The following is an 18,024-nucleotide window of genomic DNA, read 5'->3' on the forward strand; positions in this document are numbered from 1 at the left end:
GACAAAGTAATTCTGCGGAAGCGTGGGTGTGGATGCCCGATTACCCGGAGGTGGCACCAGGGCAGTGAGCGGGCCGAGCCGGGCAGCGGCTTCCCGGCTCGGCCCCCGACTATCCGCGGACGCTGTGCGACAGTTCGTCGCGCGCGGATGCCAACAGGAGTTCGACCAGGCGCTCGGTGGGGGTTTCCGAGCCGTCCAGTGTGACGGTGGTGGCATGGCTCTTGCCTCCGGACCAGCCCGGACGCCGCAGCAGGAGCTCGGGTCCGGCGGTCGTGACCACGAACAGTGGCACGGGCCTTGTCGACTCGGCGAGCTCCTCCACGGCGTCGAGCACGTCGTCCTCGGCGCGGTGCAGGTCGTCGATGCACAGGACGACCGGTCGGCGCCGGGCCGCCTCCTGAAAGAACTCCCGCCAGGCCTCCAGCACCTCGCCCTGCCCCGTCGCCTCCACGCCTGTGCCGGTGTCGGGCAGGGTGAAGACGTCGACGAGCGGCCTGAGCCGGGACATGATCCACGCCGCCCGCCGGTCGGAAGGGAACAACGAGTGCACCTGGCGGGCCACCGCGGAGTGAGCCTCCGCCGGGCCGGCGCCGGCGCGGACACCGCAGTACGCGGAAAGGATCTCGGACTGGGCCTTGAGGGGGCTGTCGTCGGGCGCGGCCGGGGTACGGCCCGTCAGCAGCACGGCGCCGTCGGGCTGCTCGGCGAGCCAGTCGCCGAAGCCCGCGACCAGCCTGGTTCTGCCTGAACCGGACTCGCCGAGCACGGTCACCAGATGGGGCAGTGAGCGATGCCAGGTCCGCTTGGCCAGTCCACGCAGCACGTCGAGTTCGTAGGCCGGCTCCGAGGCTTCCGCTTCCCGGCCGCCGTGTCCCTGTCGGACCCCGAGCACCTGCGATCCGCGGAACGAGACACCTCCGCCGCGGTAGGACACGGCATGCTCGGTGGCCCGGCGTACGTCGTCGTTGACGCGCACTTCGCCGGGCGGTACCTCGCGCAGCAGTGCCTGGGACTCATCGAGCACCGCGCCGATCACGGTGGCCGCGGCTGCCTGGCTGTGGTGGCGCAGCAGCACCTCGCCCATCGTGACCGAGGCGTGGACGGCCAGGTGCGCCGCCCCTGCCTCGGCGCACTCACCGATGACATCCCGGATGGCCAGTGCGGCCAGTACCGCCTGGTGCGCGTAGTCGCCGCTGGAGCCCCGCAGGCCGAACAGCGCCAGGGTGACCGACCCGAGGGAGGCGGTGACCGTGCCGCCGAACCGCTCGATCTGCTCCCGGACCACCAGCGCGGTCCCGTCCAGGAGCTCGTCGAGGTCGTGATGGTGACGGCGGTCCAGGGAAGGGGCGAGTGTGGTGCGGATCGACAGGACACCGACCCGGCGCCGCACGGCGTCGGTCGACCGCTGCTCGACCTCCGGGGCGTCGGTCCGTCGAGGCCGGTCCGCCTGCGCGTCCGGGGCGAAGCTCCCGTCGGAGCCCGTCGGCGCGGCCACCTGAATGCCTTCCTCGGCGCGGTCCTCGGCGGTCCGCAGGCCGCCTGGCCCGGGCCTGTCCAGCGTGAGCGCGGGGTCCTGGGCCAGGATCGCCTGCTGAAGCGTTTGCAGTCCCCGACCGGGTTCCAGCCCCAGGTCCTCCACCAGCACCGACCGCACCCGGCTGTAGAGGCTGAGCGCGTCGGCCTGCCGGCCGCACCGGTACAGGGCCAGCATCAGCTGAGCGCACGACCGTTCCCTGAGCGGCTCGGCCTGAACCATCATCTCCAGCTCCGCGAGCACCGCGTGATGCCGTCCGCTGGCGAGCTGGGCGTCGAAATAGTCCTCCATCACGTCGAGTCGGGTGTTCTGCAGGGCGACCAGTTCGGGCCACTCGATGCCGGCCTCCACGAGGTCGGCCAGAGCAGGTCCGCGCCACAGGTCAAGGGCGTCCCGCAGCAGCACCGCCGCCGCCTCCGGCGCGCCCTGTGCCTGCCTGGCCCGCCCCTGGCCGACCAGGGTGTGGAATCGATGCAGATCCAACTGCTCCGGGTCGACGCGCAGCATGTAGCCGGGCGGCTGGGTCAGCAGCATCGTTCCGGTCTGCTGGGCGCTGCCGCCCTGCGGCTCGGCGCGCCGGGAGAAGAGCACCCCGCGCAGGCCGTACACGGCGTTCTGGAGTATCTTCCGAGCGGTGGCGGGGGCGTCGTCGATGCCCCAGAGCGCGTTCAGCAGCTGGCTGGTCGCCACCACCTTGTTCGCCTGCAGCAGCAGGTAGCCGAGCGTGGCGCGCTGCTTGGTCCCCCCCAGTACCAGAGGGGTGTCGTCATCAAGGATTTCCATCGGCCCCAGCACACGGAACTGCATCGATCCCCCAGTCGGTCTTCCGTACGACGGCCGGCCCCGGCGCCGCGTAACCGGCGAGCTCGCGGTGCCTCACGTGCCGGCCAAGAACCAGCCACCATCGTGCAACTCCTTGGTCCAAGCCCACACAAACCTCGAACAAGACACCCGTGCCGCGGGTCCGTGACCGGCCCTGGTGGGGGGAGTGGGGCGTTGTCCCGTCGTCGTGGTCAGCGTCCGGAGTCCCTGCCGAGCGCGGCCTTGCGGGCCGTGCGGGAGCTGAGCGCCGCGACGACGGCCCCGGCCACCTCGGGCAGGTGCTCGTCGAGGAAGAAGTGACCGCCCGTGAAGACATGCGTGCGCGTGGGCGCCGTGGTGAGGTGGCGCCACGCCTCCGCGTGAGCGACGGCGACCACGGGATCGCTGTCGCCGATCAGTACGGTGACGGGGACGGTCAGCGGTGGTCCCGGCGTCCACGCGTAGGAGCCGAGCGCCGCGTAGTCCGCGCGGAGCGCCGGCATGGCCAGATCCCTGAGTTCCGGGTCGTCGAGCACGCGGCTCGTCGTGCCGCCCAGTCGGCGCACGGCTCGCAGGATCTCCTCGTCCGTGGTCAGCCGGTCATGCGGATTCGGTGCCCCGCCGGGCGCGCCTCTGCCGGACAGGATCAGCGCCGCCGGCCGGATGGAGTGGCGGTCGGCGAGCCTGCGGGCGACCTCGTAGGCGAGGACGGCTCCCATGCTGTGGCCGAAGAGGGCGTAGGTTCCCGTCGCCTCCTGCCGCACCTGCTCGGTGAGCGCGTCGGCGAGTCGCGCGAGGTCCTCGACGGGCCGTTCGCGCCACCGGTCCTGGCGTCCCGGATACTGGGCGGCCAGTACGTCGAGCGTCGGCGCGAGGACGCGGGCCAGGGGCAGGAACGCACTGGCCGCGCCGCCGGCGTGTGGAAAGCAGAACAACCGCGGCGCATCGGCGGCCGGATTCCTGCCGGCGGTGGGCGGTGCGAACCTGCGAAGCCACTCGCTGCCCACGCGGGGCCTCCTTGTCGTCGTACCTCACCGTTGTGGTGCCTCACCACCATGGTGTGTACCGACGTTCAAAGGACGCACAAAACGTGCACAAGCCTCGCCGTCACGTCGCGCCGCACGTCTCGTCCATCTGCCAGGAACCGCGGGGGGAATCGGCGGGCCAGGACCCGGCCGCTGCGGTGCTGTCAGGGCTCGGCTGCTCCGCTGTGTCACCGGACAGCTGAGGCAGGAGCAGCCGCCAGAAGCCCGTGACGGTCCCGGCGGAACACCATTTGGGATCCGTCCGGGCCAGCACCTGGAGTCCGGTCACGACGGCGGTGATGGTGGACACGGCGTCCTCGATCTCGACGTCCGCGGCGAGGCTGCCCCGGTCCCGGGCAACGGTGAGCATCAGCTGGACCCAGTCGTGCCACTGCTCCCACAGGTTGAGGCCGCACTCCCAAGCCCCGTCACTGCCCAGACAGAACCCGGCCCGCAGTACCGGGTCGTCCAGGAGTTGCCTGGCCAACGCCTGGGAGGTGTCGACGAGCAGCTGCAGCGGAGTGGGATGGCGCAGCGGCACGTGCCCGGTGATGTGCAACAACGTCTGTGCGGCGGCTCGTTCGACGGCCTCTCCCAGAGCGCGCTTGTTCGAGAAGTGGAAGTGCAGCGCACCGTTGCTCACACCTGCCCGGGAACTGATCGCGGAGATCGAGGCCTCCGCGAAACCAGCGTTCTCGAAGACTTCCGCTGCGGCGCGGATCAGTTCCTGACGGGTGCGCTGAGCACGGTACTGCTGGGCCATGTGGCGCTCCGATCGGGGACGTTGAGCGGCGAGTCATGCGTCCGACAAGATGCCACGGGCGGCTGTGTGAGCGCCCGTTCCGGAAGTTCGGTTGCCATCGAGTTGACGGGGCCTTGACCATCCGTGGGCCGCCGGTCGAGGTAACCCGACGGGCCGCTCGCCGTCGACGCCCCACCCGCCGAACCTGGTCGACCGCGACTTCAGGAGTCAGTTGTGGAGTCCGTACGCGCGGTCAGCAGCCGGTTCTCGGCGATCGCCGCCAGGGACAGAGTCCGGTACCCCATGGAGTCGAACAGGACGGTGATCCGGTCGCCCTCCTCGCTCATCACCGTGCCGTCGCCCCACTCGCTGTGCCGCACCGGCGTGCCCGCGGGGTAGGAGGCGGCGGACGGATGGGGCGGCGGGGCGTCGCCCGTGTCGCCCGTTCCCTCGACGACCGTGCCGTCCGCCGAGGCGGGGGAGCACGAGGTGGGGGAACAGATGTCGCAGTTGCCGCAGGGGGGCTCGTAGGGCTCACCGAAGTAGCCGAGCAGGAAGCGGCGGCGGCAGCCCGTCGTCTCGGCGTACGCCAGCGCCATCTCCAGCCTCGACCGCTCCAGCCTCCTGCGCACCTCCGCCGCCTCCGTCGCCTGCGCGGTGGCCTCCTCGGCCGTCACGCCGGGGACGGCACGCACCTCACCGGCGGCGTCGGTGCGCACGGCTCCCGCCTGCTCCAGGAGGTTGGCCGCGGCCGTCACGCGCCGGTGTGAGAGGTTCGTGCGGCCACCGACGTCGTCCAGCCCGAGGGGGCCCGGGTGGTCGTGGATCTGGTGGGCGACCTCGCCGAGGGTCTCCTCGTCGGGGGCCCGCGTGGCGAAGAGACGTTGCAGGCCGCTGTCCTGCGGCCGGTAGTGGAGGACCGCCACCGCGGGGGCGCCGTCGCGGCCCGCACGGCCGATCTCCTGGTAGTAGGCGTCGAGGGAACCCGGCACGGACGCGTGCAGCACGAACCGTACGTCCTCCTTGTCGATGCCCATGCCGAAGGCCGAGGTGGCGACCACCACGTCGGCCTCGCCGGACAGGAAGGCGTCGTGCACCCGGGAGCGCTCACCCGCGGCCAGTCCGGCGTGGTAGGCCGCGGCCGACAGGCCGAGCCCGGCGAGCTCGGCGGCGTACTCCTCGGCGTCCCTGCGGGTGGCGGCGTACACGATCCCCGGCTTGGGCTCCGTCGCGGCCCGCTCCACCACCGCCCGGCGCTTGTTCGTGTCGTCCTGGAAGCGGCGTACCTCCAAGGCGATGTTCGGACGGTCGAAACCGGCCACGACCAGTGCGGGGTCCGCCATGCCCAGCCGCCGTACGATCTCCTCGCGCACCGGGGGAGCGGCCGTGGCCGTCAGGGCCAGGACCGCGGGCCTGCCCACCCGCCGGACCGCCTGGGCCAGGCGCAGGTAGTCGGGACGGAAGTCGTGGCCCCAGGCGGCCACGCACTGCGCCTCGTCCACGACGAACAGCGAGGGCCCGGCGCGGGCGAGGCGCTCGACCACCTCGTCCTTCGTCAGCTGCTCGGGGGAGAGGAACAGATACGCGGCGTCGCCGTGCCGCACCGCATCCCAGGCGGCCTCCGTCTCCCCTGCCGGCTGCGCGGAGTTGACCGCGACGGCGTCGGGGGCGTGGTGGCTCAGCAGGCCTGCGATCTGGTCCCGTTGCAGGGCGATGAGCGGGGAGACCACCACGGTGGGCCCGGGCAGCGACAGCCCCGCCACCTGGTACACCGCCGACTTTCCCGCGCCGGTCGGCATGACCACCAACGTGTCGCGGCCCGCCACAACCGCTTCCATCGCGGTCAGCTGTCCCGGCCGCAGCTCCCGCCAGCCGAACACGTCGTCGGCGGTCCGCCGCAGACGGTCCGGAACGTCGGGGTCGCTCATGAGGTCCGACTACCCCGTTTCCACGGCCGTCTCTCCGGGTGTGGACGGCGGTCCGGCCGGGTACGCGGCGGGCAGCAACACCGGGCGAGGCGCTACGACCGCTGACCGCCCGCAGCGGCGAGCGGGCGGACCCGTCGGATGCTCGTCGGAGCGGAGCGGCGGGTTGGGCCGGGTCGGATCGGGTCGGGTCGGATCAGGTCGGCGGGATCGGGTCGGTTGGATCGGATCGGGTCGGATCAGGTCGGATTGGATCGCGTCGCGGCGGACGAAGGAGGTCGTGGTGCGTCTCCATCACAGCAGTCCCACCGACCCCGGGTACCGTCGCCTGCGCCATGGACGCGGCTTCCGTTACCTCGACGTCGAAGGCGAGCCGCTGCGCGATCCGGCGGAACTGGACCGGATACGGGGACTGGTCATCCCACCGGCCTGGCGGGACGTGTGGATCTGCACCCGGGTCAACGGCCATCTGCAGGCCGTCGGCACCGACGACGCCGGACGCCGCCAGTACCTGTACCACCCGCAGTTCCGGGCCGAGCAGGAGCAGGCCAAGCACGAGCATGTGCTCGACGCCGCCGAGGCGCTGCCCGCGGTACGGGAGGCCGTCGAGGGGCATCTGCGCGACCGCGGACTGACCCGGCAGCGGGTCCTCGCCACCGCCGTACGCCTGCTCGACCTGGGCTTCTTCCGCATCGGCAGTGACCGCTACACCGAGCTGAACAGCAGTTTCGGGCTCACCACGCTGCTGCGCGACCATTCCCGCTGCCGGGCCGGTGCGGTTCTGTTCACCTACACCGGGAAGCACGGCAGGGAGATCGTCCAGACCGTCGCCGACCCGGCCTCCTGCCGCAGCCTGACCGCACTGCTGCGGCGCCGGGGCGGCGGTGACCGGCTCCTGGCCTACTGGGAGCAGCGCGCCTGGCACGACGTGAGCGGCGACGAGGTCAACGCGTACCTCAAGGAAGTGGCCGGACTGGAGATCACCGCCAAGGACTTCCGTACCTGGCACGCCACGGTCATGGCCGCGGTGGCCCTGGCCGTCTCCCAGCCCGTCGCGCGCAGCGAGACCGCCCGGCGCCGGGCGGTCGCCCGGGCGGTGCGCGAGGTGGCCGGGTACCTCGGCAACACACCCGCGGTCTGCCGAGGGTCCTACATCAACCCGCGGGTGATCGAGCTGTACGAGGAAGGCGTGACGGTCGCCGCCGCACTGCCGCACCTCGGCGACGAGGGCGCCTACGGCATCCCAGCGACCCAGGGCCCCGCCGAGCGAGCCGTACTGCGCATGCTCCGGAACGGAGAGACACGCGCGGCGTGACGGCTGTGGCTCCTGGGTTGGGGGTTGTGTGGTGCTGTGCGGGTGGGCGGATCGTCGGGGCTCACGGGCGGGGGTTGATACGGCGCCACCGCGGGCCTGCGTCGCCGCCGCGGCGCCCCGCGACGGATGCGCAGCGCGGGCACTGTCGTCGTACCTCGTCTGCGGCGCCGCCGGATTCCGGGAACGTGTCCGGCCAGGTGACGTGCGGGAAGCGGACCAGGTGGGAGCGGCTGAGGGACAGGCCGCAGACGGTCTGGTTCAGGCCGGGCTCCCAGGCGTGCACCTCCCCGGCGGGCAGCCTGCGGCGGCCCTCCTCCTCGTCGGTCCACTGCCCGGAGGCGGCGACGGCGTACTCCTTGGCGCGTGCCATGCCGTTTCCTGGCCGCCGGTCAGCCCGCCGCGTGCTCGACGCGCAGCCGCACCTGCTCCTCCAGGCGACGCAGGCTGGTGTCCAGGGCGTCGCGCACGGCCTCCTCGCCCGGGTCGTGGCTGTCGTCGAAGAACGACAGGTGCACCGTCACCTCGCTGGCTCCGGCACCGATCCCGGCGACCTGGAGCCAGCCGGCGTAGCTGCCCTGTTCGCGGGTGCCCCATTCGAGCCGCATCTGGTCGCGCTGGGCGCGCAGCAACGCGGCGGTGTCCTCGTCCGTACGGTCCTCGTGCACGGTGACCGCGGGAAGATCCACGGCCTCCACATGCAGCTCATCCGGCAGCCAGGACTCCAGTCGGCCCACGTTGGCGGCCTCGTCGAAGACCTGCTCCGGCTGGGCGGGCATCGTGCGTGAACGCTCGTACTCGGTCATGGCGGTACCGTCCAGGGCTTTCCGCAGCGCGGCGAACCCGCGCGTGGGCGTGCCGGGTACCCAGCGGCGCGGCCCGTGAATCGGCCCCACCGCCCCACCGGACGCGTCGAGCGGCCGCGAACTCCCGGTGACGTTGCGCTGCGGATCGGGGACTGTGCGTGACGGTGCAGTCCGCGATGCGAATGCGAGTGGTTCACCGCTCCCCGCCCTCGCTTCCATGAGGCACACGACCTCATGTGAGTGAGAGGGGATGGTTCCGACGATGAGCGAGCACGTTCATGTCCGTCTGCGGCTCAGCCTCGGTGTGACGGAGGACGGGGCGCTGACCGAGGAGACGTACTGCCGGTGCGGTGCCACCTGGACCAAGGTCTTCCTGCTGGACGACGACCCGGGCGCCGGGGCGGCCGACGCCTGGTGACGGCGTCGGCCGACCGGATCAGCTGTTCGTCGGTGCGGGCTGCTCGGGCTGCTGGTGCGAGGTGGCGCCGAGGAGCGGCGCGGAGTGGCGGTCGGCCCGGTGGTCGGCCAGGCCCGTGATGTTGCGCCGGGGTGCGTCGGCGACCGAGGCGGCGACCGGGATCGGCCGCCGGGCGGCCAGGCGGCCCACCCAGTGGCGGCCGCAGTGGGGGCACGGCGGGGCGCCCTGAGGGTCGTAGGGGGAGGGCACGCCTTCGCCGTCGCGCGTGAAGTACTCCCACTCCGCCCCGTTGTCGTCCCGGTAGGCCTGCACGTCGTAGTCGACGCTCCAGGTGAACCAGCAGTGGCCGCAGGTGAACTCCACCCGCTCGACGGCCAGTTCAGTGATCATTGGCTTCCTCCTTTCCCGGTCGAACTTCCCCTTCGAAGCTTCCTCTTCGAAACCTCCCCTTCGAAGAATCCTCCCCTTCGAAACGGGGCGCCCCTTCACCAGCGCATGGTCCACTGCCACAGCAGGTCCCAGATCGTGGTCGGCTCCGAGGCCCGGTGGACGCCCCGCGCGGCGTACGGCGGACTCGCCCGCAGGTCGGGTCTCCGGGGCGCCGTCGTCCTGTTGACCCGGACGGGGATGGGGCGGCCCTGCGGCTTCTGCGGCGGACGGCGGTCGCGATGTGCGTCGTACGCCGCCCTGAGGGCCGGGTCATGGAGGGTGCCGTAGGCGTCCATGACCTCGGTGAGCCGGCCGTCCGTCGTGGTCCGGTCGGGGTTGGTGTCGGGGTGCAGAGCGCGGACGAGCCTGCGGAAGGCGGAGGTGATCTGCCGCGGCGAGGCGGTCGGCTCCACGCCGAGTACCGCGTAGTGGTCGCGCGCGGGCTCCGGGGGTTGCCGCGATGCCTGTCGGTCTGCCATCCGGATCACCTCCCCAGCCCTGTCACCTGCGGGTATGGAGAAACGCTCCCTGACATCGTGGATAGAGAGGGAGCCCGCGGCTTGTCAAGGGCGGGCTGGCGTATGCCGCTCCCCGCAGAGCAAACTGGAAGGAAAACGGCAGAGAACCTATAAACTGGACGAAAGGTTTCCTTCTGGGTGTGTCGTGGAGTGACAGCCGTGGAACTGCCCATCGATGACGCGGACGCCGCCCTCTACACGGTGGGGCAGGTCGCCGCCATGCTCGGTGTGCCCGTCGCCTTTCTGCGCCGGCTGGACGAGCAGCAGGTGGTGGTGCCCGTACGTTCGCCCGGGGGCCAGCGGCGCTACTCCCGGCGGGAGATCCACCGCGTCGCCGAGGTGATCGAACTGACCAGTGAGGGTCTGACCCTGGCCGGAGTCCGCCGGGTGCTCGATCTGCAGGCCCGGGTGAAGGAACTGGAGGACGACCTGGCGCAGCGGCGGGAGGACGGGCCGGGCGTCGACGTCAGTGGCTGATCCCGCGCCGACGGCCGACTGCCGACTCGACCTCGGACGCCGTCTCCCCGGCATGCCGGGAACTGACCGCGATCCGCGTGAACGGCGCCCCCGGCCGCAGGTCCACGCAGACGACCGCCGGGTCCTCCGGGCGAAGGGCCAGGAAGTCCTCCCCGTCGCGGTGCCGCCATGTCCCCAGGCTGAGACGGCCGGGCACCACCACGCAGCGACCCCGTCTCCCGCGCAGCAGCCGCCACCAGTCGGGCTGCACGGTCACCCGCTCCACCGCGGACAACGCGACCCGTACGTTCCGGCGGCGCAACGCCACCTTCTCCCACCACGCCAGCCGGACCACCAGGCGCTCGCCGTCCGTCCTCAGCCGCGCCATGTCGCCCCCCGTCGCCCTTCGTGCCGCTCGCCGCACTTCCCGAAGGGAGAGGCCCGGCGTCGGGCCTCTCCCTCCACAGCGGTCAGCCGGTGATCTCCTTCTGCTCGCCGCGAGCGATCTCGATCTTGCGGGCCTGGGCCTTCTCGACCGTCGGGACCTTCACGGTGAGCACACCGGCGTCGTAGCCCGCCTCGATCCTGTCGGTGTCCAGCGTCTCGCCGAGGAACAGCTGGCGGCTGAAGACGCCGCTGGGCCGCTCGGCGACCACCATCTCGACATCCTTCGGGGCGGGGCGTTCGGCCTTCACCGTCAGCACGTTCTGCTCGACGTTCAATTCGATGCTGTCGGGGTCGATGCCCGGCAGGTCGAAGTGGATCCAGAACGCGCCCTCGTTCTCGTAGGCGTCCATCGGCATCGCGGCAGGCCGGGCCATCGTGCCGAACACCTGCTGGGTGAGCCGGTCCAGTTCACGGAAGGGGTCGGTACGCATCAGCACCATGGTCACTCTCCTCTCCGGCACCGTCTGTCGCACTGCACCTTCACACTTCATATACCCCCAAATAGGGCATATAGCCAAGCATGGGCCGAGATTCTCTCCAAGCCCGCTGAGAGGTTCCGGGACCCGCCCGCGCAGCTCGTTCGACCGGCGAGACTCCGGGCAGACGTAGGGAGACGCAGGCCGCCCTGGCGACAGCGAGAGGTGAGGAGGACGCCATGGGGCAAGTCAGCGAGAGGATGCGGCCGGAGCGGCGGGTCGGTATCCGGACGTACGGGGAGGTCGACTCGGCGCTGAGTGGTCTGGCGGCGCGGCCTGGGGGCAGTCCGCAGTTCTCCGCGGGGGAGGCGGTGGCCCTGCAGTGGGCTCTGGGGCGCACCGCCCGCTCGCCGGTCACCGGCGTGGGCGCCCGCGATGTGCCGGACCTGCAGTTGCTGACGGCCGAGGTCGACGCCACCGTCGTACGACTGGAGGACCCCACCGCTCCGGCGGGCAACCGCGACTACTTCCGGGGTGTGTACGGCGCTCTGGCCTGGATCTGTGGGCTGCGAGGCCGGTTCGTCCGAGAACGACCGACTGCCTGACCGCGTGCGGACGCCCGGCGACTACCGCACGCGTCCCTCCGACGCCTCCTCCCCCTCCTCCTCTTCGTCGGGGAGGTGGACGTCGTCGACCGCGATGTTGACCTCGACGACCTCCAGTCCGGTCATCCGCTCGACCGCCGAGATGACGTTCTCGCGTACGTCGGCGGCGAGGTCCGGGATGGCCACCCCGTACTCGACGACGACATTGAGATCGACGGCGCTCTGCCGCTCGCCGACCTCGACCTTGACGCCGCTGGTGACGCTGGCCCGCCGGCCGGGAACCCTTTCGCGCACCGCGCCCATGGTGCGGGCGAGGCCACCACCCAGGGCGTGGATGCCCGGCACCTCGCGCGCGGCCATCCCGGCGATCTTCGCCACGACGTCGTCCGCGATGGTGGTCCTGCCGCGGCTTCCGGGCGCGCCCTTGTCTCCGCCCTTGTCTCCGCCCTTGTTCCCGCCTTGTTCGGTGGTGCGTGCCGCCGCACCGGTCGTCTCCGTCATGTCCAACCCGCCTCCTCCGGGCGCGCAGGGACCCCGCGTGCAGGAGTGCCGCCGCGACGCTCATGTCTCTCCTCCAGCCTGCCTCGCCCCTACCGTGCCCGCCACCGCGGCCGGGCCCGATGTCCGGGTGGTCATGGGCGTTCGGGTCACAGCGACAGCACGAGGCAGTCCCGCCAGGGCGGCCCCGCGTCGGCCGTGGTGAACGCCGCCGACAGGGCGTCGTTGAACGGCTTCACCGGCAGCACGTCGGCGATGACGTTCCGCGGAGCCGGGCAGCGAGACGCCGTGCAGTACCGCAGGGCCGAGGCCGTCACCACCGCCGCTTCCTGCGACTTGTCCGCCGGACAGACCCCCTAGTCCTCGAACAGCGCCTCCTGCCCACCCGTCTCCGCCTCCTGCCGCACCCGCTTGTTCCGCGTCCCGACGACCACCGCCGTACCGGCCGCCACGACGCCGAGCGCCGTCGGGACCATCCAGCCGCGGTCCAGGACGTGGCCGAGGGCGTGGTCGAGGGAGAGGCGGCCCGGGCCCGCGATGGCGATACCGGTCGCGGCGAGGCCGAGGGTGGCGGCGTACTCGTAGCCGCCCTCCTGGTTGAAGAAGCCGTTCGGGGCGTGCACCGCGGCCGCGCCCGCCATCCCGCCGGCCGCCGCCGCACCCGCCGCCGGGGTGGCAAGCCCCAGCGCCAGCAGGATCCCGCCGCCCCACTCCGCCAGCCCCGACGCCGTGGCGCTCAGCTTGCCCGGCCGGTACCCGACGGACTCCATGAACTGCCCGGTCCCCTCGATCCCGGCCCCGCCGAACCACCCGAACAGCTTCTGCGCGCCGTGCGCGGCGAGCACCCCGCCGGTGCCCAGCCGGAGCAGCAGCAGACCCAGATCATGTCGGTCGTAGCACGTCACGATGTCTCCCGGTGCAGAAGTGGACTCGACTTCACCGTCGCAGTCCGCCACCCACCCGGCCCTCCCGGGCAGCCGTTCGGGTGGCGGAGTGCCGGGCGCGATGTGAGGGTGACTGGCATGACGATTCAGACGGCCAAGCTGAGTGACCCGGCGGTCCGCGCCTTCGTCACCGCTGTCAACTCCCACGACCGGGAGGGCTTCATGACCCTCCTCGCACCCGGCGCGACCATGGCCGACGACGGTACCGACCGTGACCTCGCGGACTGGGTCGACCGGGAGATCTTCTCCTCCAACGGCCACATGGAGGTCGACAACGAGTCCAACGGCGGCCGCTCCCTCATCGCCCGCTACCGCAACGACACTTGGGGCGAGATGCGCACACGGTGGACCTTCGCCGTCGACGACGAGGGCAGGATCACGCGGTTCGAGACCGGGCAGCCGTGATCCGCGGACCGGCCTTGCCCTGAAGTGCGCTCCAACTCATAGCCTCCCGGGCATGGAGACCACCAGAACACTCGGGCGCAGCGGCATCGAGATCAGTGCCCTCGGCTTCGGCTGCTGGGCCATCGGCGGTGAGTGGAGCGACGCCGACGGGCAGCCGCTGGGCTGGGGCACGGTCGACGACGAGGAGTCCGTACGGGCGGTCCGGCGCGCCCTGGACCTCGGCGTCACCTTCTTCGACACCGCCGACACCTACGGCGCGGGCCACAGCGAACGCGTCCTCGGCCGTGCCCTCGGCAAGCGCCGCGCCGATGTCGTCGTCGCCACCAAGTGGGGCAACGTCTTCGACGAGGACACCCGCACCCTCACCGGCGCGGACGACTCCCCGGCGTACGCCCGCCGCGCGCTGACCGCCTCCCTGCGCCGCCTCGACACCGACCACGTCGACCTCTACCAGCTGCACCTGTCCGACGCCGACCCGGACCGGGCGGCCGAACTCCGCGAGATGTGCGAGGAGTTCGTGCGGGAGGGGCTGATCCGGGCGTACGCCTGGAGCACCGACGACCCCGCACGCGCCGCCGTCTTCGCCGAAGGCGCGCACTGTGCCGCCGTACAGCACCGCCTCAACGTCCTGCAGGACGCGCCCGAGATGCTCGCGCTCTGTGCTGAGTCGGGGCTCGCCAGTATCAACCGCAGTCCGCTGGCGATGGGGCTGCTGACCGGGAAGCGGGCCGCCGGGCAGCCCCTCGACGCGGGCGACATCCGCAGCACGCCGCCCGCCTGGCTGCCGGGATTCGTCCCGGGCACGGGCGCCGACCGGGAGTGGACACGGCGGGTCGACGCGCTGCGGGACGTCCTGACCAGCGGCGGCCGTACGCTCGCGCAGGGCGCCCTTGCCTGGATCTGGGCGCGCAGCCCGTACACGGTCCCGATCCCCGGCTTCCGTACGGTCGCCCAGGCGGAGGAGAACGCGGGCGCGCTCGCCAAGGGGCCGCTCAGCGAAGGGCAGTTGGCCGAGGTCGACGGCATCCTGGGGCGGTGAGCGGCGGCCCGCGGGGGCACCCCCGGTGACCGTTCAGCCGCGCCCGACGTACGGCATCGTCGTCGCCAGCACCGTCGCGAACTGCACGTTCGCCTCCAGCGGCAGCTCCGCCATGTGCCGTACCGTGCGCGCCACGTCGGCGACGTCCATCACCGGCTCCGGCGCCACCTCGCCGTTCGCCTGCAACACACCGGCCTGCATCGCCTTCGTCATGTCGGTCGCCGCGTTGCCGATGTCGATCTGCCCGACCGCGATCCGGTACGGCCGCCCGTCCAGCGACAGCGACTTGGTCAGGCCGGTCAGCGCGTGCTTGGTGGCGGTGTAGGCGACGGAGTGCGGGCGGGGCGCGTGCGCCGAGATCGAACCGTTGTTGATGATCCGGCCGCCCTGCGGGTCCTGCTCCTTCATCTGCCGGTACGCCGCCCGCGCGCACAGGAACGCCCCGTTGAGGTTGGTGTCCACCACGTGCCGCCAGGCGTCGTACGCCAGTTCCTCGACCGGCACCCCGCCCGGCCCGAACGTTCCCGCGTTGTTGAACAGCAGGTCCACCCGCCCGAACCGCTCGACGGCCGCCGCGAACAGCGCGTTCACGTCCTGCTCCCGTGACACGTCCGTGCGTACGGCGAGCGAGGCGGCCTCGGGCACCAGGGCCGCCGTCTCCTCCAGCGGCTCCACCCGGCGGCCCGCCAGCGCGACCGACCAGCCCGCGCGCAGCAGTTCCACGGCGACCGCGCGGCCGATGCCGGAGCCCGCGCCGGTCACCACGGCGGTCCTCGTGTCCGTTTGCCTGTCGTTCATGGGGCCGCAGCGTACGGGAGGCCCGCCTTCCGGAACTCATCCGTCCGCCATCCGGGTGTTGTGTACGCGCCAAACGGGTGTCGTCCCCGGCCACTCCAATGCCTCGTGCATCCATCAGTCAGCGGAGGACCGGATGACACTCGCAGCACACCACCGGCCCCAGCACGCCCCCGAACTGCGCGCCGCCGCCCGCCACTCCCCCAGAGGGGGGACCCCCGGCCGCCGCCGCTTCCTCACCGCCACCGGCGCCGCCGCGGCCCTCGCCTTCGCGGTCAACCTGCCCACCGCGGGCGTCGCCGGCGCCGCCGAACTCGACGCCGCGCGGATCACCGACGACCCCTTCACCCTCGGCGTCGCCTCCGGCGACCCGCAGCCCACCTCGGTCCTGCTGTGGACCCGCCTCGCTCCCGCCCCGTACCAGCCGGACAGCGGCCTGCCCGCCGAGCGCGTCACCGTGCACTGGGAGCTGGCCCGCGACGAGAACTTCCGCCGCCCCGTCAGGCGCGGCACCACCACCGCGCACCCCGAGTTCCACCACACCGTGCACGTCGAGGTGGGCCACCTGGAGCCCGGCCGCGTCCACTACTACCGCTTCCGCGCCGGCCGCTGGGTCAGCCCGGCCGGCCGCACCCGCACCGCGCCCGCCCCCTTCCACCGGGTCTCCGGGCTCACCCTGGCCGCCGTCTCCTGCCAGGCGTACCGCGACGGCTACTTCACGGCGTACGGCCATCTCGCCCAGGACGACGTCGACGTGGTCTTCCACCTCGGGGACTACCTGTACGAGTACGCCGTCAACTCGGTCGGCGGCCACCGCAAGTACACCGACCGGACCCTGCCCGCCCTCTTCAACCGCGAGACCGTGACGCTGGAGGACTACCGGCTGCGGTACGCCCTCTACAAGTCCGACCCCGACCTGCGCGCCGCGCACGCCGCGCACCCCTTCGTCGTCACCTGGGACGACCACGAGACAGAGAACAACTACGCGGACGACATCCCCGAGAACTCCGTCCCGCCGGAGGAGTTCCTGCTGCGCCGCGCCTCCGCCTACCGCGCCTGCTGGGAGAACCAGCCGCTGCGCCGCCCGCAGCTGCCCAAGGGCCCGGACATGCAGCTCTACCGGCGGCTGCACTGGGGCCGACTCGCCCAGTTCGACGTGCTCGACACCCGGCAGTACCGCTCCAACCAGGCCTACGGCGACGGCGCCGACGTGCCCGGCCCCGAGGTCGACGACCCGGCGCGCACCATGACCGGCGAGACGCAGGAGCGGTGGCTGCTCGACGGCTGGCGGCGGTCCACGGCGCTGTGGAACGTCGTACCGCAGCAGGTCGTCTTCTCGCAGCGCGAGTTCGACCTGACCGAGCCGTCGCGGGTGTCGATGGACGCCTGGGACGGCTACCGGCCCTCGCGCCGCCGGGTGCTGGACGGCGCGAAGGCGGCCGGTGTCGAGAACCTGATGGTGCTCACCGGTGACGTGCACGTCGGCTACGCCTTCGACATCAAGGACGACTTCGACGACCCGGCGTCGCGAACGCTGGGCACCGAGATCGTCGCCACGTCGATCGCCAGCGGCCGCGACGGATCGGACAAACCCGCCAACTGGGACACGTACCTGACCGCCAACCCGCACATGAAGTTCTACAACGGGCGGCGCGGCTATGTGACGGTGGCGCTGGGCCGGGAGCAGGCCCGGGCCGACTTCCGGACGGTGCCGTACGTGACCACGCCCGGGGCGCCGGTCACGACGGCCGCGTCCTTCGTGACTCAGGTGGGGGAGCAGGGGCTCAGGCAGGTGTGAGTTCCGCCGTGGGGTCCGCCTCGGGGGCCTCGCCCGGGTAGCGGACGCCGATGCGGTCCCGGATCGCGTCGAGCGTCCGCATCACGGCGAGGGTGCCGTCGAGCGGGACCAGCGGGGACTCGGTCTCGCCGGCGCGCAGCGCCCGCATCACCTCACGGGCCTCGTGCTTGAGGCTGTTGTGCGCGGCGCCCGCGGCCGGGTCGTGGACGAACTCCTCGGGCTCGCGGCCGTCGCGGTGCAGGACGAAACGGTCGGGGTGGAAGAAGCCGGACGGGATGTCGATCCGGCCGTGGCTGCCGGTGACGGAGGCCGCCACGGGCGTACCGCCCACGATGGAACAGTGCACCGAGGCGAGGGCGCCGCTCTCCCAGGAGAGCAGCGCTCCCGTCTGGAGATCGACGCCCTCGTCGGAGAGCACCGCTCTCGCCACGATGTCCGACGGCTCCCCGAGCAGCAGGTGCGCGAACGACACCGGATACACACCGAGGTCCAGCAGCGCGCCCCCGCCCTGCTGCGGATCCCGCAGCCGATGCGAAGGCGGGAAGGGCCCGGACAGCCCGAAGTCCGCCTGCACACTGCGCACCGCACCGACCGCACCGTCGTCCACCAGCGCCTTCAGCCGCCGCATCAGCGGACTGCAGTACATCCACATCGCCTCCATCAGGAAGCGCCCCCGCTCGCGCGCCAGCGCGACCAGCTCCTCGGCCTCGCGCACGTTCAGCGTGAACGGCTTCTCCAGCAGCACGTTCCGCCCCGCCGCCAGACACAGACCGGCGGCCGCCCGGTGCGCCGAGTGCGGAGTGGCGACGTACACCACATCCACGTCCTCGTCGTGCGCCAGCGCGCCCCAGTCGCCGTACGCCCGGGGAACCCCGAACCTCTCCGCGAACGCCTTCGCCGAGTCCGAGGACCGCGAGGCCACCGCCACCACCTCGGCGTCCGGCAGATCGACCAGATCCGCCGTGAACGCCGCCGCGATCCCGCCCGTCGCCAGGATCCCCCACCGCACGCTGTCCGCGCCCATGCCCGCCCCGCCCTCGTCGTCGTTCGATCTCGTGCGTTCTCGTTCGATGTCATCAGCACCGTGTTCGAACTGAGAGCATAGGGACCG

At 72.1% G+C, this 18,024-nt stretch carries 22 protein-coding genes; 7 read left to right on the forward strand and 15 right to left on the reverse strand.

Annotated elements, in window-relative coordinates; all coding sequences use genetic code 11:
• Positions 1-109: 109 nt before the first annotated feature.
• From KWI83_RS30125 to KWI83_RS30140, 4 genes are all read right to left on the reverse strand, one after another.
• Positions 110-2,317 carry a BTAD domain-containing putative transcriptional regulator gene (locus KWI83_RS30125; protein WP_256363004.1) on the reverse strand — a complete coding sequence of 736 codons (2,208 nt, stop codon included), beginning with the start codon at positions 2,315-2,317 and terminating at the stop codon, positions 110-112.
• Positions 2,318-2,547: 230 nt separating this feature from the next.
• Positions 2,548-3,342, reverse strand: a complete 795-nt coding sequence (locus tag KWI83_RS30130; RefSeq protein WP_218517543.1) for a thioesterase II family protein — start codon at positions 3,340-3,342, stop codon at positions 2,548-2,550.
• A 100-nt stretch (positions 3,343-3,442) separates the two neighbouring features.
• On the reverse strand, positions 3,443-4,123 hold the full coding sequence (locus KWI83_RS30135) for a ScbR family autoregulator-binding transcription factor (RefSeq protein WP_218517544.1): 681 nt from the start codon (positions 4,121-4,123) through the stop codon (positions 3,443-3,445).
• A gap of 200 nt (positions 4,124-4,323) precedes the next feature.
• Positions 4,324-6,030 carry an ATP-dependent DNA helicase RecQ gene (locus tag KWI83_RS30140; protein ID WP_218517545.1) on the reverse strand — a complete coding sequence of 569 codons (1,707 nt, stop codon included), beginning with the start codon at positions 6,028-6,030 and terminating at the stop codon, positions 4,324-4,326.
• 280 nt (positions 6,031-6,310) lie between these two features.
• Between KWI83_RS30140 and KWI83_RS30145 the strand changes: the two genes are divergently transcribed.
• On the forward strand, positions 6,311-7,342 hold the full coding sequence (locus KWI83_RS30145; protein WP_218517546.1) for a DNA topoisomerase IB: 1,032 nt from the start codon (positions 6,311-6,313) through the stop codon (positions 7,340-7,342).
• 61 nt (positions 7,343-7,403) lie between these two features.
• Here the strand turns inward: KWI83_RS30145 and KWI83_RS30150 are convergent, their stop codons facing one another.
• The gene (locus tag KWI83_RS30150) at positions 7,404-7,712 is read right to left on the reverse strand and encodes a hypothetical protein (protein ID WP_218517547.1); all 309 of its coding nucleotides are present in this window, start codon (positions 7,710-7,712) and stop codon (positions 7,404-7,406) included.
• A gap of 19 nt (positions 7,713-7,731) precedes the next feature.
• Positions 7,732-8,145, reverse strand: a complete 414-nt coding sequence (locus KWI83_RS30155) for an SRPBCC family protein (protein ID WP_218517548.1) — start codon at positions 8,143-8,145, stop codon at positions 7,732-7,734.
• A gap of 262 nt (positions 8,146-8,407) precedes the next feature.
• Between KWI83_RS30155 and KWI83_RS30160 the strand changes: the two genes are divergently transcribed.
• On the forward strand, positions 8,408-8,563 hold the full coding sequence (locus KWI83_RS30160) for a hypothetical protein (RefSeq protein ID WP_218517549.1): 156 nt from the start codon (positions 8,408-8,410) through the stop codon (positions 8,561-8,563).
• Between the two features lie 18 nt (positions 8,564-8,581).
• Here the strand turns inward: KWI83_RS30160 and KWI83_RS30165 are convergent, their stop codons facing one another.
• Complete coding sequence (locus tag KWI83_RS30165; protein WP_218517550.1) at positions 8,582-8,953, reverse strand: hypothetical protein; 372 nt, start codon at positions 8,951-8,953, stop codon at positions 8,582-8,584.
• Between the two features lie 95 nt (positions 8,954-9,048).
• A complete protein-coding gene (locus KWI83_RS30170) occupies positions 9,049-9,471 on the reverse strand; it encodes a J domain-containing protein (RefSeq protein WP_218517551.1) in 423 nt (140 codons plus the stop codon).
• Positions 9,472-9,669: 198 nt separating this feature from the next.
• Here KWI83_RS30170 and KWI83_RS30175 point away from each other — a divergent pair, with 198 nt between their 5' ends.
• Positions 9,670-9,987 carry a MerR family transcriptional regulator gene (locus KWI83_RS30175; protein ID WP_218517552.1) on the forward strand — a complete coding sequence of 106 codons (318 nt, stop codon included), beginning with the start codon at positions 9,670-9,672 and terminating at the stop codon, positions 9,985-9,987.
• Here the strand turns inward: KWI83_RS30175 and KWI83_RS30180 are convergent.
• Both KWI83_RS30180 and KWI83_RS30185 read right to left on the reverse strand, forming a co-directional pair.
• Entirely contained in the window at positions 9,977-10,354 is a 378-nt protein-coding gene (locus tag KWI83_RS30180; protein ID WP_218517553.1) for a hypothetical protein, read from the reverse strand. The genes KWI83_RS30175 and KWI83_RS30180 overlap by 11 nt on opposite strands.
• Before the next feature lie 82 nt (positions 10,355-10,436).
• Positions 10,437-10,853: an Hsp20/alpha crystallin family protein gene (locus KWI83_RS30185; protein WP_256363005.1), complete on the reverse strand. Its 417-nt coding sequence runs from the start codon at positions 10,851-10,853 to the stop codon at positions 10,437-10,439.
• Positions 10,854-11,068: 215 nt separating this feature from the next.
• Here KWI83_RS30185 and KWI83_RS30190 point away from each other — a divergent pair, with 215 nt between their 5' ends.
• Positions 11,069-11,434, forward strand: a complete 366-nt coding sequence (locus KWI83_RS30190) for a hypothetical protein (protein ID WP_218517554.1) — start codon at positions 11,069-11,071, stop codon at positions 11,432-11,434.
• Between the two features lie 21 nt (positions 11,435-11,455).
• On the opposite strand, the gene KWI83_RS30195 is transcribed toward KWI83_RS30190, so the two are convergent.
• The 3 genes from KWI83_RS30195 to KWI83_RS30205 all read right to left on the reverse strand — a co-directional run bounded on the left by KWI83_RS30195 (position 11,456) and on the right by KWI83_RS30205 (position 12,837).
• On the reverse strand, positions 11,456-11,935 hold the full coding sequence (locus KWI83_RS30195) for an Asp23/Gls24 family envelope stress response protein (protein WP_218517555.1): 480 nt from the start codon (positions 11,933-11,935) through the stop codon (positions 11,456-11,458).
• A 146-nt stretch (positions 11,936-12,081) separates the two neighbouring features.
• The gene (locus KWI83_RS30200; RefSeq protein WP_218517556.1) at positions 12,082-12,252 is read right to left on the reverse strand and encodes a hypothetical protein; all 171 of its coding nucleotides are present in this window, start codon (positions 12,250-12,252) and stop codon (positions 12,082-12,084) included.
• Between the two features lie 36 nt (positions 12,253-12,288).
• On the reverse strand, positions 12,289-12,837 hold the full coding sequence (locus tag KWI83_RS30205; protein ID WP_218517557.1) for a DoxX family protein: 549 nt from the start codon (positions 12,835-12,837) through the stop codon (positions 12,289-12,291).
• A 117-nt stretch (positions 12,838-12,954) separates the two neighbouring features.
• Here KWI83_RS30205 and KWI83_RS30210 point away from each other — a divergent pair, with 117 nt between their 5' ends.
• Together KWI83_RS30210 and KWI83_RS30215 are read left to right on the forward strand one after the other, a co-directional pair.
• Complete coding sequence (locus KWI83_RS30210) at positions 12,955-13,281, forward strand: nuclear transport factor 2 family protein (RefSeq protein WP_218517558.1); 327 nt, start codon at positions 12,955-12,957, stop codon at positions 13,279-13,281.
• Positions 13,282-13,333: 52 nt separating this feature from the next.
• Positions 13,334-14,320, forward strand: coding sequence for an aldo/keto reductase (locus KWI83_RS30215; RefSeq protein WP_218517559.1), 987 nt, complete (start codon positions 13,334-13,336; stop codon positions 14,318-14,320).
• 33 nt (positions 14,321-14,353) lie between these two features.
• Here the strand turns inward: KWI83_RS30215 and KWI83_RS30220 are convergent, their stop codons facing one another.
• Positions 14,354-15,118 carry an SDR family oxidoreductase gene (locus tag KWI83_RS30220; RefSeq protein ID WP_218517560.1) on the reverse strand — a complete coding sequence of 255 codons (765 nt, stop codon included), beginning with the start codon at positions 15,116-15,118 and terminating at the stop codon, positions 14,354-14,356.
• 133 nt (positions 15,119-15,251) lie between these two features.
• On the opposite strand from KWI83_RS30220, the gene KWI83_RS30225 reads away from it, so the two are divergent.
• The gene (locus tag KWI83_RS30225; RefSeq protein WP_218517561.1) at positions 15,252-16,913 is read left to right on the forward strand and encodes an alkaline phosphatase; all 1,662 of its coding nucleotides are present in this window, start codon (positions 15,252-15,254) and stop codon (positions 16,911-16,913) included.
• Here KWI83_RS30225 and KWI83_RS30230 read toward each other — a convergent pair.
• Complete coding sequence (locus tag KWI83_RS30230; protein ID WP_218517562.1) at positions 16,900-17,937, reverse strand: Gfo/Idh/MocA family protein; 1,038 nt, start codon at positions 17,935-17,937, stop codon at positions 16,900-16,902. The genes KWI83_RS30225 and KWI83_RS30230 overlap by 14 nt on opposite strands.
• Positions 17,938-18,024: the final 87 nt, after the last annotated feature.

Origin of the sequence: Streptomyces sp. TRM70350, from assembly GCF_019219825.1 — a bacterium.
Lineage (GTDB): Bacteria > Actinomycetota > Actinomycetes > Streptomycetales > Streptomycetaceae > Streptomyces.

Coding starts and splice junctions, on each gene's coding strand:
- KWI83_RS30210 (WP_218517558.1), top strand. CDS start 12,955: ATGACGATTCAGACGGCCAAGCTGAGTGACCCGGCGGTCCGCGCCTTC.
- KWI83_RS30190 (WP_218517554.1), top strand. CDS start 11,069: ATGGGGCAAGTCAGCGAGAGGATGCGGCCGGAGCGGCGGGTCGGTATC.
- KWI83_RS30150 (WP_218517547.1), bottom strand. CDS start 7,712: ATGGCACGCGCCAAGGAGTACGCCGTCGCCGCCTCCGGGCAGTGGACC.
- KWI83_RS30125 (WP_256363004.1), bottom strand. CDS start 2,317: ATGGAAATCCTTGATGACGACACCCCTCTGGTACTGGGGGGGACCAAG.
- KWI83_RS30215 (WP_218517559.1), top strand. CDS start 13,334: ATGGAGACCACCAGAACACTCGGGCGCAGCGGCATCGAGATCAGTGCC.
- KWI83_RS30155 (WP_218517548.1), bottom strand. CDS start 8,145: ATGACCGAGTACGAGCGTTCACGCACGATGCCCGCCCAGCCGGAGCAG.
- KWI83_RS30220 (WP_218517560.1), bottom strand. CDS start 15,118: ATGAACGACAGGCAAACGGACACGAGGACCGCCGTGGTGACCGGCGCG.
- KWI83_RS30135 (WP_218517544.1), bottom strand. CDS start 4,123: ATGGCCCAGCAGTACCGTGCTCAGCGCACCCGTCAGGAACTGATCCGC.
- KWI83_RS30185 (WP_256363005.1), bottom strand. CDS start 10,853: ATGGTGCTGATGCGTACCGACCCCTTCCGTGAACTGGACCGGCTCACC.
- KWI83_RS30165 (WP_218517550.1), bottom strand. CDS start 8,953: ATGATCACTGAACTGGCCGTCGAGCGGGTGGAGTTCACCTGCGGCCAC.
- KWI83_RS30170 (WP_218517551.1), bottom strand. CDS start 9,471: ATGGCAGACCGACAGGCATCGCGGCAACCCCCGGAGCCCGCGCGCGAC.
- KWI83_RS30195 (WP_218517555.1), bottom strand. CDS start 11,935: ATGACGGAGACGACCGGTGCGGCGGCACGCACCACCGAACAAGGCGGG.
- KWI83_RS30180 (WP_218517553.1), bottom strand. CDS start 10,354: ATGGCGCGGCTGAGGACGGACGGCGAGCGCCTGGTGGTCCGGCTGGCG.
- KWI83_RS30160 (WP_218517549.1), top strand. CDS start 8,408: ATGAGCGAGCACGTTCATGTCCGTCTGCGGCTCAGCCTCGGTGTGACG.
- KWI83_RS30230 (WP_218517562.1), bottom strand. CDS start 17,937: ATGGGCGCGGACAGCGTGCGGTGGGGGATCCTGGCGACGGGCGGGATC.
- KWI83_RS30140 (WP_218517545.1), bottom strand. CDS start 6,030: ATGAGCGACCCCGACGTTCCGGACCGTCTGCGGCGGACCGCCGACGAC.
- KWI83_RS30225 (WP_218517561.1), top strand. CDS start 15,252: ATGACACTCGCAGCACACCACCGGCCCCAGCACGCCCCCGAACTGCGC.